Source organism: Pedobacter soli (assembly GCF_900101435.1).
Lineage (GTDB): Bacteria > Bacteroidota > Bacteroidia > Sphingobacteriales > Sphingobacteriaceae > Pedobacter > Pedobacter soli.
In genome coordinates this window covers 217,949-232,192 of the sequence record NZ_FMZH01000008.1, presented here as the reverse complement: position 1 = coordinate 232,192, position 14,244 = coordinate 217,949, and the positions used below count along the sequence as shown (strand labels likewise).

The following is a 14,244-nucleotide window of genomic DNA, read 5'->3' as shown; positions in this document are numbered from 1 at the left end:
CAAAATTAGCTTGCTTTGTAGTTAAGAATCATTGCATAACAATCATTTAGCATATTAATCAGTCCGCTTTATCCTAACCACTACTGCTAAATTTTAACAATACCATTTTTTACGGCATAAAGTGCTAATCCCGTACGGCTTTTTAACTGCAATTTTTCACATAAAGCATTGCGATAGCCATCAATAGTACGCGGACTCACAAACATTTCGGCTGCAATTTCATTGTATGTTTTTTCGGTGCAGGTATATTTCAGAAACTCCATTTCGCGCTCGGTCAGTTTAACAAAGCTCGAGATCTCAGAATGGGCAGCCAGAGAATTTAACGACTGCATGACTTTCCGTGTCACCAGGTCGTTGTAAAAGTAGCCTTTGCTGATTACTTCATCGAAGGCCCTTTTCAACTCCTCAGGTTCGGCATCTTTTAACACATAACCCCGTGCGCCATTGGTAATCATCTTAATAATGGCAGTTTCGGCATCCATGGTACTCAGGGCGAGTACATTTACTGCAGGATGATTAATGCGTAACCAGGTAGCGGTACTGTAGCCATCCATTTCAGGCATATTGATATCAAGCAAAACAATATCAGGTACGCCATATATTCCAAGCTGTCTGATAAAATCTTTTCCATTGGCCGCCTCAAACGATATTTTGTAAGACGGAAAATAGCTGATGAGTGCCGCAAGGCCTTTTCTGAATAAGATATGGTCATCAACTAAAGCGATATTTTTAATATTTTCAGACATACGGGATGGTTAGGATGATTTTTGTTCCGAGATTTATGGTACTGCTGATAGTGGCTTTCCCCATGATCAGTTCTGAACGTTTGATGATGTTCTGAAGTCCGAGGCCGCTTTCTGCTTTTATATTTTCATCTGTGCTGAACCCCATGCCATCATCGGCAATACTGATATTGAGTTGTTCGTTTAAAAACTCGAAGCCAACAGCTATGTTTGTGGCAGCAGCGTGTTTTAGTATATTTTGTAAACTCTCCTGCACAATGCGGAAGGTGATGATTTTCTTTTGCTCTGCAATAGCTTGCTCGTTACCGCTTACTTCAACACTACAGTTAATCGTACCCGAACGGCCAATACGCTGCAATTCCTGTTCAACTGCCTGTATTAATGTTAGCTGCTGAATACGACTGGTACTTAAACTCTTGGCTATATCGCGCAAATCAGTCAGTGCATTGCCAATGTTGCCTTTAATATCGGCGAGTAAGCCTTTATCGTTCATTTCACTTTGCTCTGCAATGCTAAGCTGGAGTCTCGAAAGACTGAGCAACTGCCCTACATTATCGTGTATTTCCTGGCTAATGCTATCGAAAGTTTGCTCCTGCATTTCTAAACGCGATTGCAGCAATTGCTCGGCAAATTGTTTTTCGCGTTCGTTCTTCTCTTTTACATATTGAAATTTCCTTTTCTGAAAATAAAGCATAAGGAAAACAATTGCACTGCTAAGTGCAAAAAAAATAATTATACTGGGGATAATTACAAAGAGAATTTCGCGGTCTTGATCGTTTTGCATAAAAAGGCATAAGCAAACAGTAAATACATAATAATATTCGTTATTAAATTTAGTTTTTTTAGCTTAACCGCTAACTGTTCATAATTTATAGTCAAATAGTGAAACATCCCCATGTACGGTACAACGCAGGTATAACAGAGAATTAAGCCTATAGCAATCCAGAATTCGCCTTCATTTAAAAGTGATGTAGTTTCGTTTGATGTTAATTTTTCGTAGCAATAAATAAGGGAAAAAAAGATAATACATGTGCCACCAAATACAAAAGCATAACTGCTCCATTGTAGTATATTAAAACAATAAAAACTAAATATATACCAGAGCACCGGAAACATAAATAAGAATAAGTTTATTGTTTTAAGTAAGTAAACATTTTTGATAATCTGTTTAAAGAAATAGGCATAAAACATGAACTCTACCAAAATGAAAAAGTTATATTGAGGTAATGTATTTCCCTGATAACCAAACTCTTGCTTAAATAAAAATACACTAATTTCGAATAACAAAGTATAAACACATAACAAAGCAACTGTTTTTAGCTGCTTTGTTAAGTTTAGTATTCGGTAAAGCCCCGCAGTTGAGCAAATACCAATTGAGATCAGATATAAATACTTGAGATACATAAATTTAAATATGTATCTAAAATAAGTATTTACTATTCATCTGAAACATCAAGATCAGCCTTATTTCCTGTTGATGGTGGAGGGGTTGGATCTCCGGTATCAAATGTATCGCCATAAAATCTCTTTTCCGTTAAAGCAAGTCTTTCGTTAAACTCTACAACATCAATATCTTCAATTCCAATATCCTTTTTCCCATTCATAAAAGAAAAAGCAATGGTTAGCCTTTGTCTTCTCTCTTCAGCACTTGGTACTGGTTTTGGAAACGAATAGTCTTGGTTAGTATAAGATACGAAACGGACTCCAAAACCTGTTACCATACCTCCTGCCTTAGCTTTTTGATATTTCATTTCTTCAAGTGTTTCAGTAATCTGTACTAAACTAAACCATACATGTTTAGTTTCACGAATAAGTTTTGTGCGGTCATTGTCTGATAGTGTTTCGAAAAGAATATTACGTTTTACATTTTGATAATTATGAACCCACCGTCTGGCTTGGTCTTCCTGGATTTTATCAAAAGTTTTTCCACTAAAAGCATAATAACTTTTACTATCTACTTTATCTGCACCACAAGTTGTAGCGAAAATAACTGTAAGTATACCGCATTTACCATTGTATACATTGCCATCGCTTGATGGAGAGGCAAAATATACCCTAACGCCGTCCTCACCTCCCAGCCCCGTAATTAGCTGTTCAAAAAAAGTAATGGCAACATCAATATCTCCAAAATCAAGTTTCCTATTTTCCGACTCACCTTCCTGTAACAATGTAATCGTATTTAGTATTGGATATTTATAAGTGTTAAACCATAGTTCGCGATAGCTGCTTTCTTGTTTGGTAACAAATGTACTTGGTAGTGGTTCCATAGCTTTTAATTTAGTTTGAGGGTTTATAAAAATTTACAACTAAATATACACGATGAGGATTTGAAATTAAAAATCCTCAAACCATGCATCAGCTAGAAACACAAGGTTTTACCTACTTAAAAAATAAGCGAGAATGCGTTTAAAATCACTTTTCGCTCCATCCCTCCTTCTTCTACTTATTTTAAAATACCGCGATTTTACGGTAGTGTATTGCGCTTTTCACGCGTATTAATTCGCGCTGTTTCGCGCTTGATTTGGGTTAGTTTTCGGGAGTAGTTTTGAATAAGAAAATCGGTTAAGGGAAATCGATCTCTTATAAACCAACGAATTAATCTAAAACCAAACCTAAAACCATGACAGAAAAAGTATTATCAGTAATTTCTAGCACGTTAGAAATACTTAAAGATGATCCATCAACCCTAGTAATTAACGCTTACGGCACAGTTAAAACCGGCGGATGGTCAAACGGAAAATTAAGTCCATATGTTTACATCGTACCGCCTGCAGATGGTATTTATGAATTTGATTTTGTGGCTAACAAACCTGTAGGCATTGTTACAGAAGTAATTACCCCCATTCATTCCAAGCCATATTTTTTGGCCAAATTTCCTTCAGACTTAAAGGGTGTTAAAATATACGCCTCTACAAATTTTATAGTAGAAACGCTTCCTTAAAACTAATCTTTAAAATTCTCACGCTTAAAAACTTAACTATGAAAACGATATTCTTATTTTTGATTTTTTCAATCAGCTACTGCATAGGCAATTGTCAAATAATAAGCGACAATCAACCAAATAGTACTTCAAAAAAACTCAGCTCATTTTATTCAGAGTTTCAACTAGATTCAGTTGCTTTTAACAACATTTTAAAAAGAGAATTTAATGCAGTAATCAATAGTAGTGGGAGAACAACTATTGGTAATTACGCCTCTGCTGATATTAAAGATGGCAAAGTAGCTTTTAATGCGACTAAAAATTTCAAAAATGGTGACATGCTATCCATTAATGCGAGTGGAGGAATAACTGATGGTTTTTTTGCCATTTTTAATCAAACCAAAATTAACAGCAATGTGGGGATAAACTTTAAATACAATTTCAGATTAAGATCTTCTTCAATTTCATTTTATACTGATGAAATTGAAAAACTAAAAAAGAAAATAAATGATGCTAAAGCAGAGACTTCAATTAGCCAAACAATTAACGTCCATGATTCTATTCTATTAAGACGCAAAATTGCCTTACTGGCTAATGAAATAAAGGCAATAGATTCAAAATTACAAGATGTTGGCTCAAATCCTGAACGAAAAGCTGATCTGGAATATCAACTGGCATTGAAAACATTCCAAAAGGATTCTCTTCTACTCAAACAACAAATGTTTCCTTCTTTAAAAGAAGCAGATCAAAAAATTAAAAATGCAGAGCAGAAAGCGAAAGCAAAAGCACTTTTAGAATTTGAATACACCGGTATATCCTTTCAATGGATTAGTTTAGGCGGAGGTTTATCTAACAACAACTTTAATCAATTTCTTCCTCGCTTTTCTTCTTTAGACAGCCAAATTGTAAAACAAAATAATATTGTTTGGAACATGACAATAGAATATAATCTATACAAATGGAATCATTATAGTAAGCCAACCTATTACTTGCTAATTGGTTTCAAGGGAAGCGTAGACGATAATTTTGCCGACTTAACTAAAGTTGAAATAAATGATACTAATCTTTATGGAAGTTCGCTTAATCAAAGATCAACTATAAAAAAATTCAATGCCTATAAAGGAGATTATCAAACAAAAATATTAGCGGCTAAATTTTATGCTGATTATTATAAGTTCTTCTTCAAAAATGAAGCCGCAATCCATATTTATCCTGAAGCGAATTTCACACAGAACAGTAAGCCCATTTATAATGCCGGCATTGGTCTTCTTTATTCATTTTATGATATGAAAGATAAAGAAACCAAAGCAAAATTAAACGCTGAATTATATTTCAGATTGAGCGATCTGTCAAATAACTCAGAATCTAAGCTAAAAACATTTCAACGAAATGAACTAGGATTACGCTTATCAATTCCAATATCATTTTTAAACTTTTAAACATAACCAATTATGCCACAAAACATTAAACACAACCCATTTACCTTTATTTACAGGGCAGACTGTACAACTTGTGAAAAGTATGTAGGTCCAAAAAGGAAATCGAAATACGAAGCAGAAGCGGATGGAGAAGACCACAAAGCTTTACCAAACAATGAAGACCATATTGTTAAGATTGAAGTAACACAAAGTTATTATATTATTTAAGCACTAGTGAACAGTCTAATTCCTGACTAAACAGTTGTCATCAATTTTAACCTCAAAATTGAGGCAGAAAATCAGACATGCCCGATCTTGGAAATTAACATTAATTATGTTAAATGGGGAAGCCGAAAACCACATAGAGTAGGCCTTGCAAATCAATAGATAAAAAAATGAATGCACTTGAAGAAATAAATCAAAAATTTGACTTGGATGTTCTATCGAAACAACTAAAATCAGCTGTTGATTCAAAAGATCCTTTGGGATATATGCGAAGTAATATTAATTGGGAAATTGATAAAGATTTAGATATTAAACCCAATTTGGAAGATATTACAAGCATGATGTCCGAGTCCTATTCGACAAATATAAGTTACGAAATGTGGGACCCTTTTCGTAAATTTTTGGATTGGTTGAATAGAAATAAAACAGCTAATCAGATAAAAAACATTCTTTGCAAGATCAATGCTGAGATACAAAAACTTATTGACGAAGAAGCAAAATTGAAAGAAATAATAGGAATTGCTTTGACGGCGATAGCTGCTAGAATTGGAATAGAAGCTATTAGCTCAATGATCCTCACTTTGGTTGTGGGATTTCTTACAACAATGATTTTAAAAGGCGCTGCCAATTTCTGTGGTATTTAGCCATTCTGAGAAAAGTAATTTATAGTAGGTTAGATGTAACGAGATGAGCACATACCAAACTTACTCACCAAATTAATTGACTTAACAAAGTTCATTTCTAACAGTTAGCTTGTAAATTAAAGTTTCTATCCAACTAAACCACCCCATAAAGCACTCCACCCTTTTTACTCATCTCATCAAGCTTAGCCTCTACCGCTGCATCTTTAATTAATTCGGGTGCATGGTGAGGCTTTTTCCTTGCATCGATAATTAATGAGCCTTTACAGCCCCAGTGCTTATTGATAGTAAAATCGTTAATACCGTAAATATCCGCTGCCGGATTACTTCGGGTAAAGGCTACCCAAACCAGGTTATCGATATTTGCAGCGGTAAATGCAGCATCATCTGCCAATACGATTAACGGGAGGCCTGTTAAATCCTGCCCCATTAAAGCCATATTGAGCAAGGCAATTTCAGCGGCAGTTTTCTCTGCACTGATATAAGCCTCTGTCTGCAGTACCAATACGCCTGGGATGGCTATATGAGGTTTAGAAAATCCATTGGCCAATTGCAAATTTTCAGGAATATGGCTCCACAATTCGCGCTTCACATTACCTGCAGCAGCAATAACCACCTTCGAACCGCTATTCAAACCATCACCACTATAATCAAGTGTATCAATAGTAGTATTGGTATAAAAATGAACATCGCGTGTGAAATCTATCCGTGCCAAAATATGACTTAAGAAACTTTCGATATGATGCGTACTCAGCTGCTCATTATCTTCCCTGGCCGCAATAAAAACATATTTGGCCAGGCTCAACTGGTTTTTGCCCAAAATATGGTTGGCAATGGTTAAAATTTCCTGCGGGCGGCGCTCTTTTAAATAAGGTGTGTAACGCTCACTACCAATGGCAAACAACAAGGGATGTACCCCCGCAGCATCTACTGCATGCACTTCTTTTAGTCCATGTATTTCCTGAGGAATGGCTGAGCCTGCAATTTCGTGAATCAAGGCACCAAAACTGGTATCTTCCTGTGGTGGACGGCCAACTACGGTAAACGACCAGATTGCATCCTTTTTATGGTACACGTTGTGCACTTTCATTAAAGGGAAAGGGTGTGTTAAACTGTAATAGCCCAAATGATCGCCAAATGGCCCTTCGGGCTTGTTCTCGTTCGGATAAACCGTACCTGTAATGATAAAATCGGCATCGGCAGAGATACAGAAACCTTCGTCATCGTAAAAATAACGGAAGCGACGGTTACCCAGCGCACCCGCAAAGGTCATTTCAGATAATCCTTCGGGCAAAGGCATAACCGCAGCCAGGGGGTGCGACGGCGGACCGCCTACAAAAATACTCACCTTTAGAGGCTGCCCCAAGGCATTGGCTTTCGATTGGTGCACGCCAATCCCCCTATGAATCTGATAATGCAAACCAATTTCTTTATCCTGAATATAATCGTTACCAGCCAGTTGAATGCGATACATACCTAAATTGGCATGCATTACACCAGGTTTTTCAACGTCTTCAGTATATACCTGCGGCATGGTAACAAAGGGGCCACCATCCATAGGCCAGTTTACAATTTGCGGTAACTGACTGATACTGGTCTTTAAGAATTTGCTTTTAGCAGAAGGGGTTTTAAGTGGCAAGGCCGATAAAGCCGACATGGCTGAACCTGCATACTTAAAGGGATTTTTTAAAGCTTTAATTGGGTCGTTGCGTAACGAAACCAATTGCTGCACTTTAGGTAAGGTATCCCTGAAAATAAACTTCGACCGCTCCAGCGTACCGAATAAATTAGAAACTGCCGGAAAAGGGCTTCCTTTAACTTTTTCGAATAAAATGGCTGGTCCCTGTTGCTCGTAAACCCGTAAATGGATGGCTGCCATTTCTAAATAGGGATCTACTTCTGCTTTAATTCTGATTAAATGACCGTGCTTTTCGAGATCGGATACGCATGCTGCTAAACTTTTATATGCCATGCCCAAAGATAGCTATTTACGCTGCTATACAAATAAAAAAGCCCGCAGATAAACAGATTTTACAGCTTTTCTATTTATCTGCAGACAATATTCAGTTGGCAATTGGCAGTTTACAGTTAGTTTGACAAGTGAACCAATGACCAATGAACAATAATCAGTTGGCAATTTGCAGTTTACAGTTGGTCTGACCAATGAACTAATGGCCAATGAACAAATGAACCAATAATCAGTTGGCAATTGGCAGTTTACGGTTGGTTTAGGCTATGAACTGCATTAAACCATAAACTATTGACCATTAACTATAAACCAATGACCTACCTTTTCCCTGCGAAAGACCTTAACATCCAGGTGTTTTTCTCTTTAAACTGCATAAACTTATTTACCATATCGTTGGTTCCATCATCACCAGCTTTATCCGAAGCTTCCATTACCTCACGCTCCAGTTCGATCAGAGTAGCCATATCGTCTAAAATAGCCTCCACCATATCTAAATCTTTCATGCCAATGGTATCTATCTCTTTAATCTGCGATTCTTTGATGTAATCGGCAAAACGGCTATGCGGCGGTTTACCTAATGTCAATACCCTTTCGGCAATTTCATCAATGGTGAGCTGTGCATTGGTATACAATTCTTCGAACTTAATGTGGAGGGTGAAAAAATTCTGCCCTTTTACATTCCAGTGGCAGCCTCTTAATTTCTGGTAGTGAATATGGTAATTGGCCAGGTAATCGTTTAAAAGATCAACCACAGGTTTTACTTCTTTTTCGTTTAAACTTATTTCTTTTGCGTCCATTTTTGTTTTGTTTTACTTGTATTTGAATGTTATTTAAACAAGTGAACTTTGTAAAAGTTTGAGCCAAAAACGGCTTTTGAACAATACCTGATTTATTAGTACGTTTTATATTCGACAGGTTTAAATTAACCATTTCACAAACATTTGTTAATGAATAGGATATACAAAACACAGTACTACAGTCATCTTATTTTTACTTAAAAACGAATACCCGAACTTAAGATGGTTAACAATATTTTCGTATAATTGCTCCCTTTGACTTAGAAATTTACATAAAAATAAATGCATAAAATATATTTATCTGCTGTAGTGTTATTGGCTATAAATGTGGCGAAAGCCAAAGCCAGCACAGCAAGAGATTCTATCGGTGTAGAAAACAATAAAGGCAAAAAACTGATCGTTCACCAAACCGTAGCCAAAGATACTTATTACTCTATCGGGCGCAGATATAACGTTGCGCCTAAAGATATTATGGCTTTTAACGACAATAAATACCTCCAGGTTGGGGTAATTATTAAAGTGCCTACCAATATTCCTTTCACAGGTACGGGTACTACAGCTACTGCACAAGATGTACCTGCCGGTAATGTAATTGAGCATACTATAAAGGCTAAAGAAAACCTGAATATGCTGGCCGAAAAATACGGCACCACCATTAACGAGATCAAGGCGTTAAACAATCTGTCGGGGAGCAACCTGAGCATTGGCCAGGTACTTAAAATCCCTGCTAAAAAAGGAGAGCAAACTGCTTCTTCATCAGCTCCGGTAACGCCTCCGGCAAAAAACAATAACGAAAGCCAGACTTCAAACACTCCATCATCTGATCAGACCATGATTGAGCATGAAGTAAAGCCTAAAGAATTTTTAGGCAAAATTGCCGAAAAATATGGCACTACCGTAGAAGAAGTTAAAAAGGCCAATAACCTATCGGGCAATAACCTGCGGATTGGCCAGAAACTTAAAATACCCGCTACCAAAAACATCGACGAAAGTAAAGTAGTTGCTGCTGCAGAAGAAAAACCGGTTCAGGATAATAAACCAGCTGACGCAGCAGGCACCCACACGGTGTTACGCAACGAAACCATTTTCACCATTGCCAAGCAATATGGCATAACAGCTTATCAGATTAGGAAGCTGAATGATTTGCCAGATAACGCCATTACCATTGGTCAGGTTTTAAAAGTACCGGGCGGCATTATTGCCGATGTACAGGTACCTAAAGAAAAACAAGCCGAAAACACCAGAACTAAAGAAAAAGAAGTACAGGCGCCCAAAGAAGAAAGTTTTATCCATACGGTAGTTACCGGCGAAAACATTTTTTCGATTGCCAAAAAATATAACCTTACAGCCTATCAGATCAGAACAGCAAACAAGCTTGACGACAATACACTAAAAGTTGATCAGAAACTGGTAATCCCAAAACCACCTCAACCTAAATCGGTAAACGATGCTTCGAAAGAAGATCAGGAAAGCAATCCGGATAGTACCATGGTGAAAGATCCTAAACTACGTCGCGATCCGAGCGTTTATGGTTTAAGCCAGATTGAGGAAAAAGGTACTGCAGTCTGGATTGCCGACCAGGATCTTGACGGCACAAAAATGTTGGTTTTACACCGTACTGCACCTGTTGGAAGGGTAATTAAAATTACCAACCCCATGACCAACCGTACTACCTTTGCCAAAGTTGTTGGTAAATTTACAGAGAATGAATCCACAAAAGATGTTATCATTGTAATGACTAAAGCTGTAGCCGATTCATTAGGCGCTTTAGACAAACGCTTTTTCTGTAATTTAACCTATAGCGCTCAATGAGTTTAAACAAAAAACCATTTATAATTGGTATTGCCGGCGGTAGCGGATCTGGCAAAACATTTTTTTTAAATTGTTTCCTTCATCACTTTAAGCAGGATGAAGTAACGCTGGTATCGCAGGATGATTATTACATTCCGGCAGGCGAAATGACACAGGAAGAAAATAAGTTGTATAATTTCGATCTTCCCTCAACTATTGATAGCGAGCAGTTTTTGAGAGACATTAAACAGCTGATTAACGGCGAGGTGGTTTATAAAAAGGAATACAATTTCAATAATCCATTGGCTGTTGTAAAAATCCTGGAAATTAAATCGGCCCCTATTATTATTGTTGAGGGACTTTTCATTCTCCACTTTAAAGAAATTGCAGCACTGTTAGACCATACGATTTTTGTGGATGCCGATGAAGAAATCGCATTGGATCGTCGCATTAAACGTGATGGCCTGGAACGCGGCTACCCTGAAGATGATGTACTTTACAAATGGCATAACCATGTGGTACCGGCTTACAAAGAGTACCTGCTCCCCTATCGCAATGAGTGCCACAAGGTAGTAATGAACAATACAAATGAGCCCGACGAAATTATTGCGATAACTGAAGCGATTTCGAATGAGTTAAGAAATACAGTTTTACAAGATAACGAATAATATTGCCTGACAAGAAAACAATCTTAATTTAGGATGTCATCCTGAGCTTGTCGAAGGACCTACATAAATACATTGTAAGACGTTTCGACAAGCTCAACGTGACAAACTTATTTAAATGCCATGGTTTATATTTTCACAAACCACAGCAATTACCATTAATCCAATCTCATCTCCGGAATCTCCCCTTCTACCACCAATCTGCCAGCAGTACTTTGCTGTATAAATTCGATACCTACACCAGGAGCCCGCTCTAATAATTTAAAGCCACCTTCGGGTAAAATATCAAGCACGGCAAGCTCGGTTACGATTTTCTTAATGCATTTCACACCGGTTAATGGCAAGGTGCATTTCGGCAGCAGCTTACTTTCGCCAGCTTTGTTAACATGTTGCATGGCTACAATAATGTTTTTGGCCGAAGCCACAAGATCCATGGCGCCTCCCATGCCTTTCACCATTTTTCCAGGAATTTTCCAGTTGGCGATATCGCCGTTTTCAGATACTTCCATGGCACCTAAAATGGTCAGGTCTACTTTTTGTGCACGGATCATCCCAAAGCTCATGGCCGAATCAAAAATCGATGATCCCGGCAAGGTAGTAATGGTCTGTTTACCTGCATTAATTAAATCGGCATCTTCTTCTCCCTCAAACGGAAAAGGCCCCATGCCCAGCAAACCATTTTCCGACTGGAGTACCACATTTATTCCTTTGGGGATATAATTGGCTACCAGCGTAGGGATACCAATCCCCAGGTTAACATAGTAGCCGTCTTTTATTTCTTTAGCAATACGCTGTGCTATTTCTTCTTTTGAAAACATAAAATTGTAAATGATTGAATTTTGAATGGTAGAATAATTGAATGATCAAATCTGTTACCGACTCCGGATTTCAGACTTCTGACTTCCTCACTGTTCTCTGCTCAATTCTCTTCTCATAGTCCTTTCCCTGAAAAATGCGATGCACATAAATACCCGGTGTGTGAATATGATCCGGATCGAGCTCACCTGCCTCTACCAATTCCTCTACTTCGGCAATGGTAATTTTACCTGCCATAGCCATTACCGGATTAAAATTCCTGCTGGTAGAGCGAAACATCAAATTCCCTGCAGTATCGCCTTTCCAGGCCTTTACTATAGCAAAATCAGCATCAAAAGCATATTCCATTAAATAATCTTTGCCATTAAAATTGCGGATCTCCTTACCCGCTGCAACTTCGGTACCTACACCAGCAGGCGTAAAAATTGCAGGCATGCCATATCCGGCAGCTAAACAACGCGTAGCCAATGTACCTTGCGGGATCAAATCAACTTCAAGTTCACCGCTCAGTAATTGCCTTTCAAATTCAGCATTTTCACCTACATAAGAAGAAATCATTTTTTTAACCTGGCGTTGTTGCAACATTAAACCAATGCCAAAATCATCAACCCCGGCATTGTTTGAGATACAGGTTAACTGTTTCACCTGTTTTTTTACCAATGCATTTATACAATTTTCAGGAATGCCACAAAGTCCGAAACCACCCAGCATCAGCGTTGCACCGTCTGCTATATCACGGATGGCTTCTTCGGCCCCAGATACCACTTTATTTATCATTTTACGAATTATTGGTTAGTTCGGCTAAATTACAAATTGCCCACCTAATTGTAGCATGATCATGGTTTAAATCGGCAAAGTAAATTTATTGATTGGAATTAATCTAAATAACTATTACCTTTGTGCTGCAATGATTTACGAGAGAGAAGAAAACATATTCATACTGCCCACCGATCCTGAATTTCAAAAAGGAATGGGCTTTATATTCAGTTGTACTGCCGAGCATAAAAAGTGCTGCGAGAAATTTAAGAAAGGCAAACGCTGCAAAAAATGTCCGGCAAATAAAAAGAAGAAATAGCTTTATTTCGCAATTTCAATAATCTTATCATCACTTCCGTTACTGGTGCAAATGTAAACTTTACCTTCGGGCGATTGAGTTACTGCCCTGATCCTACCATAGGCATTTACATAAAAATCTTTCGTAGCCGTAATTTTGGTTTGGGCAGCATCTAATTTGAGTTGCATCAACTTCGTTCCCTTTAACACAGCCAGCAGTAAAGAGTTTTTAAACTGTGGAATGTAGTCAGCATTGTAATAGGCCAAACCACTTGGCGCAATGGTTGGCGTCCAGTTAATTAAGGGCTCTGCAACATTGTTGGCCGAACAAAAAGATTGCTCGCCGGTTTCATTACAAAAGCCTTTAATATTTGGCCAGCCGTAATTTCTTCCCTTTTCAATAATATTAATTTCATCGTCAGAATCAGGTCCATGCTCTGAAGAAAATATTCTACTGCCTACCTGAACCAGTCCCTGCGCATTGCGATGTCCTAAAGACCATACCGGATTATTGGGATAGGGATTATCAGCAGGAATTGAGCCATCTAAATTGATCCGTAAAATTTTACCTGCTAAAGAATTTACATTTTGAGGTGTAGATTGGTCTGACGCATCGCCAGTGCTGATAAACAATTTTCCTCCGCTAATCAACAGCCTTGAGCCGTTATGTATAGATGCAGCAGGAATCTGATCGAGCAGAATGAGTGGATTGGTTAAGCTGTTTCCTGAATAAGTATACCTAACTACTTTTGCTTTATAAGTACTGCCATAACCATAAACCACATAAACGTAGGGATTAGCCGTAAAATCGGGATGCAAGGTCATACCCAACAGACCACCCTCTCCATTCGTACGCACTTCGCTTATTGTTAAAAGCGGACTGATCTGTCCTGTTGCAGGATTTAAGCGACTTATTTTACCTGCCTTTTCGGTAAACCAGATGTAGTTATCCGGTCCGTAAACCATTTCCCAGGGCAAACTTAAATCCGAAGCAATAACTTTAGCCTTTAATTCTACATCAGGCAGGTCGCCAGGTTCTTCATTATTGTCGTCGCCATTCTTTTTGCAAGTTGTGGTCAGCAGTACCACAAAAAGGCAGATTAGGATTCTTTTCATCACCGTAACGTTTTAAAAATAACAACGTTACGATGATAAAGTTTTTATGTTTTTATGCTTGCGCTTGTTTCTAACGAGCGCATAAATAGC

14 protein-coding genes are annotated in these 14,244 nt (G+C 37.9%); 6 read left to right on the top strand and 8 right to left on the bottom strand.

Annotated features, from left to right (window positions below; genetic code table 11):
- Window positions 1-86: 86 nt before the first annotated feature.
- The 3 genes from BLR37_RS18090 to BLR37_RS18075 form a co-directional block, all read right to left on the bottom strand.
- On the bottom strand, window positions 87-746 hold the full coding sequence (locus BLR37_RS18090; protein ID WP_039482540.1) for a response regulator: 660 nt from the start codon (window positions 744-746) through the stop codon (window positions 87-89).
- On the bottom strand, window positions 739-1,527 hold the full coding sequence (locus BLR37_RS18085) for a sensor histidine kinase (RefSeq protein ID WP_090771015.1): 789 nt from the start codon (window positions 1,525-1,527) through the stop codon (window positions 739-741). The genes BLR37_RS18090 and BLR37_RS18085 overlap by 8 nt, the downstream gene beginning before the upstream one ends.
- 652 nt (window positions 1,528-2,179) lie before the next feature.
- Window positions 2,180-3,010, bottom strand: coding sequence for a hypothetical protein (locus tag BLR37_RS18075; protein WP_090771012.1), 831 nt, complete (start codon window positions 3,008-3,010; stop codon window positions 2,180-2,182).
- A gap of 353 nt (window positions 3,011-3,363) precedes the next feature.
- Between BLR37_RS18075 and BLR37_RS18070 the strand changes: the two genes are divergently transcribed.
- From BLR37_RS18070 to BLR37_RS18055, 4 genes are all read left to right on the top strand, one after another.
- Window positions 3,364-3,684, top strand: coding sequence for a hypothetical protein (locus BLR37_RS18070; protein WP_090771010.1), 321 nt, complete (start codon window positions 3,364-3,366; stop codon window positions 3,682-3,684).
- Between the two features lie 38 nt (window positions 3,685-3,722).
- Window positions 3,723-5,102, top strand: a complete 1,380-nt coding sequence (locus BLR37_RS18065; RefSeq protein ID WP_090771008.1) for a hypothetical protein — start codon at window positions 3,723-3,725, stop codon at window positions 5,100-5,102.
- 12 nt (window positions 5,103-5,114) lie between these two features.
- The gene (locus BLR37_RS18060) at window positions 5,115-5,309 is read left to right on the top strand and encodes a hypothetical protein (RefSeq protein WP_090771006.1); all 195 of its coding nucleotides are present in this window, start codon (window positions 5,115-5,117) and stop codon (window positions 5,307-5,309) included.
- A gap of 167 nt (window positions 5,310-5,476) precedes the next feature.
- Complete coding sequence (locus BLR37_RS18055) at window positions 5,477-5,950, top strand: hypothetical protein (RefSeq protein ID WP_090771004.1); 474 nt, start codon at window positions 5,477-5,479, stop codon at window positions 5,948-5,950.
- A 133-nt stretch (window positions 5,951-6,083) separates the two neighbouring features.
- Here BLR37_RS18055 and BLR37_RS18050 read toward each other — a convergent pair whose 3' ends face one another.
- Together BLR37_RS18050 and BLR37_RS18045 are read right to left on the bottom strand one after the other, a co-directional pair.
- Window positions 6,084-7,919 (bottom strand): UbiD family decarboxylase, encoded by a 1,836-nt coding sequence (locus tag BLR37_RS18050; RefSeq protein WP_090771002.1) that lies wholly within the window; start codon window positions 7,917-7,919, stop codon window positions 6,084-6,086.
- A 314-nt stretch (window positions 7,920-8,233) separates the two neighbouring features.
- Window positions 8,234-8,713 carry a Dps family protein gene (locus BLR37_RS18045; protein WP_090771000.1) on the bottom strand — a complete coding sequence of 160 codons (480 nt, stop codon included), beginning with the start codon at window positions 8,711-8,713 and terminating at the stop codon, window positions 8,234-8,236.
- A 282-nt stretch (window positions 8,714-8,995) separates the two neighbouring features.
- Between BLR37_RS18045 and BLR37_RS18040 the strand changes: the two genes are divergently transcribed.
- Both BLR37_RS18040 and BLR37_RS18035 read left to right on the top strand, forming a co-directional pair.
- Complete coding sequence (locus BLR37_RS18040; RefSeq protein ID WP_143009618.1) at window positions 8,996-10,525, top strand: muramidase family protein; 1,530 nt, start codon at window positions 8,996-8,998, stop codon at window positions 10,523-10,525.
- Window positions 10,522-11,172 (top strand): uridine kinase family protein, encoded by a 651-nt coding sequence (locus tag BLR37_RS18035; RefSeq protein WP_090770998.1) that lies wholly within the window; start codon window positions 10,522-10,524, stop codon window positions 11,170-11,172. Before BLR37_RS18040 ends, BLR37_RS18035 begins: the two co-directional genes overlap by 4 nt.
- A 155-nt stretch (window positions 11,173-11,327) precedes the next feature.
- Here BLR37_RS18035 and BLR37_RS18030 read toward each other — a convergent pair whose 3' ends face one another.
- From BLR37_RS18030 to BLR37_RS18020, 3 genes are all read right to left on the bottom strand, one after another.
- The gene (locus BLR37_RS18030; RefSeq protein WP_090770996.1) at window positions 11,328-11,987 is read right to left on the bottom strand and encodes a CoA transferase subunit B; all 660 of its coding nucleotides are present in this window, start codon (window positions 11,985-11,987) and stop codon (window positions 11,328-11,330) included.
- Window positions 11,988-12,057: 70 nt separating this feature from the next.
- Window positions 12,058-12,762, bottom strand: a complete 705-nt coding sequence (locus BLR37_RS18025) for a CoA transferase subunit A (protein ID WP_090770994.1) — start codon at window positions 12,760-12,762, stop codon at window positions 12,058-12,060.
- Window positions 12,763-13,062: 300 nt separating this feature from the next.
- A complete protein-coding gene (locus BLR37_RS18020) occupies window positions 13,063-14,154 on the bottom strand; it encodes a PQQ-dependent sugar dehydrogenase (protein WP_090770991.1) in 1,092 nt (363 codons plus the stop codon).
- Window positions 14,155-14,244: the final 90 nt, after the last annotated feature.

Excerpts from the sequence above, each read along its gene's own strand:
- BLR37_RS18090 (WP_039482540.1), bottom strand. The coding sequence starts at position 746 with ATGTCTGAAAATATTAAAAATATCGCTTTAGTTGATGACCATATCTTA.
- BLR37_RS18085 (WP_090771015.1), bottom strand. The coding sequence starts at position 1,527 with ATGCAAAACGATCAAGACCGCGAAATTCTCTTTGTAATTATCCCCAGT.
- BLR37_RS18075 (WP_090771012.1), bottom strand. The coding sequence starts at position 3,010 with ATGGAACCACTACCAAGTACATTTGTTACCAAACAAGAAAGCAGCTAT.
- BLR37_RS18070 (WP_090771010.1), top strand. The coding sequence starts at position 3,364 with ATGACAGAAAAAGTATTATCAGTAATTTCTAGCACGTTAGAAATACTT.
- BLR37_RS18065 (WP_090771008.1), top strand. The coding sequence starts at position 3,723 with ATGAAAACGATATTCTTATTTTTGATTTTTTCAATCAGCTACTGCATA.
- BLR37_RS18060 (WP_090771006.1), top strand. The coding sequence starts at position 5,115 with ATGCCACAAAACATTAAACACAACCCATTTACCTTTATTTACAGGGCA.
- BLR37_RS18055 (WP_090771004.1), top strand. The coding sequence starts at position 5,477 with ATGAATGCACTTGAAGAAATAAATCAAAAATTTGACTTGGATGTTCTA.
- BLR37_RS18050 (WP_090771002.1), bottom strand. The coding sequence starts at position 7,919 with ATGGCATATAAAAGTTTAGCAGCATGCGTATCCGATCTCGAAAAGCAC.
- BLR37_RS18045 (WP_090771000.1), bottom strand. The coding sequence starts at position 8,713 with ATGGACGCAAAAGAAATAAGTTTAAACGAAAAAGAAGTAAAACCTGTG.
- BLR37_RS18040 (WP_143009618.1), top strand. The coding sequence starts at position 8,996 with ATGCATAAAATATATTTATCTGCTGTAGTGTTATTGGCTATAAATGTG.
- BLR37_RS18035 (WP_090770998.1), top strand. The coding sequence starts at position 10,522 with ATGAGTTTAAACAAAAAACCATTTATAATTGGTATTGCCGGCGGTAGC.
- BLR37_RS18030 (WP_090770996.1), bottom strand. The coding sequence starts at position 11,987 with ATGTTTTCAAAAGAAGAAATAGCACAGCGTATTGCTAAAGAAATAAAA.
- BLR37_RS18025 (WP_090770994.1), bottom strand. The coding sequence starts at position 12,762 with ATGATAAATAAAGTGGTATCTGGGGCCGAAGAAGCCATCCGTGATATA.
- BLR37_RS18020 (WP_090770991.1), bottom strand. The coding sequence starts at position 14,154 with ATGAAAAGAATCCTAATCTGCCTTTTTGTGGTACTGCTGACCACAACT.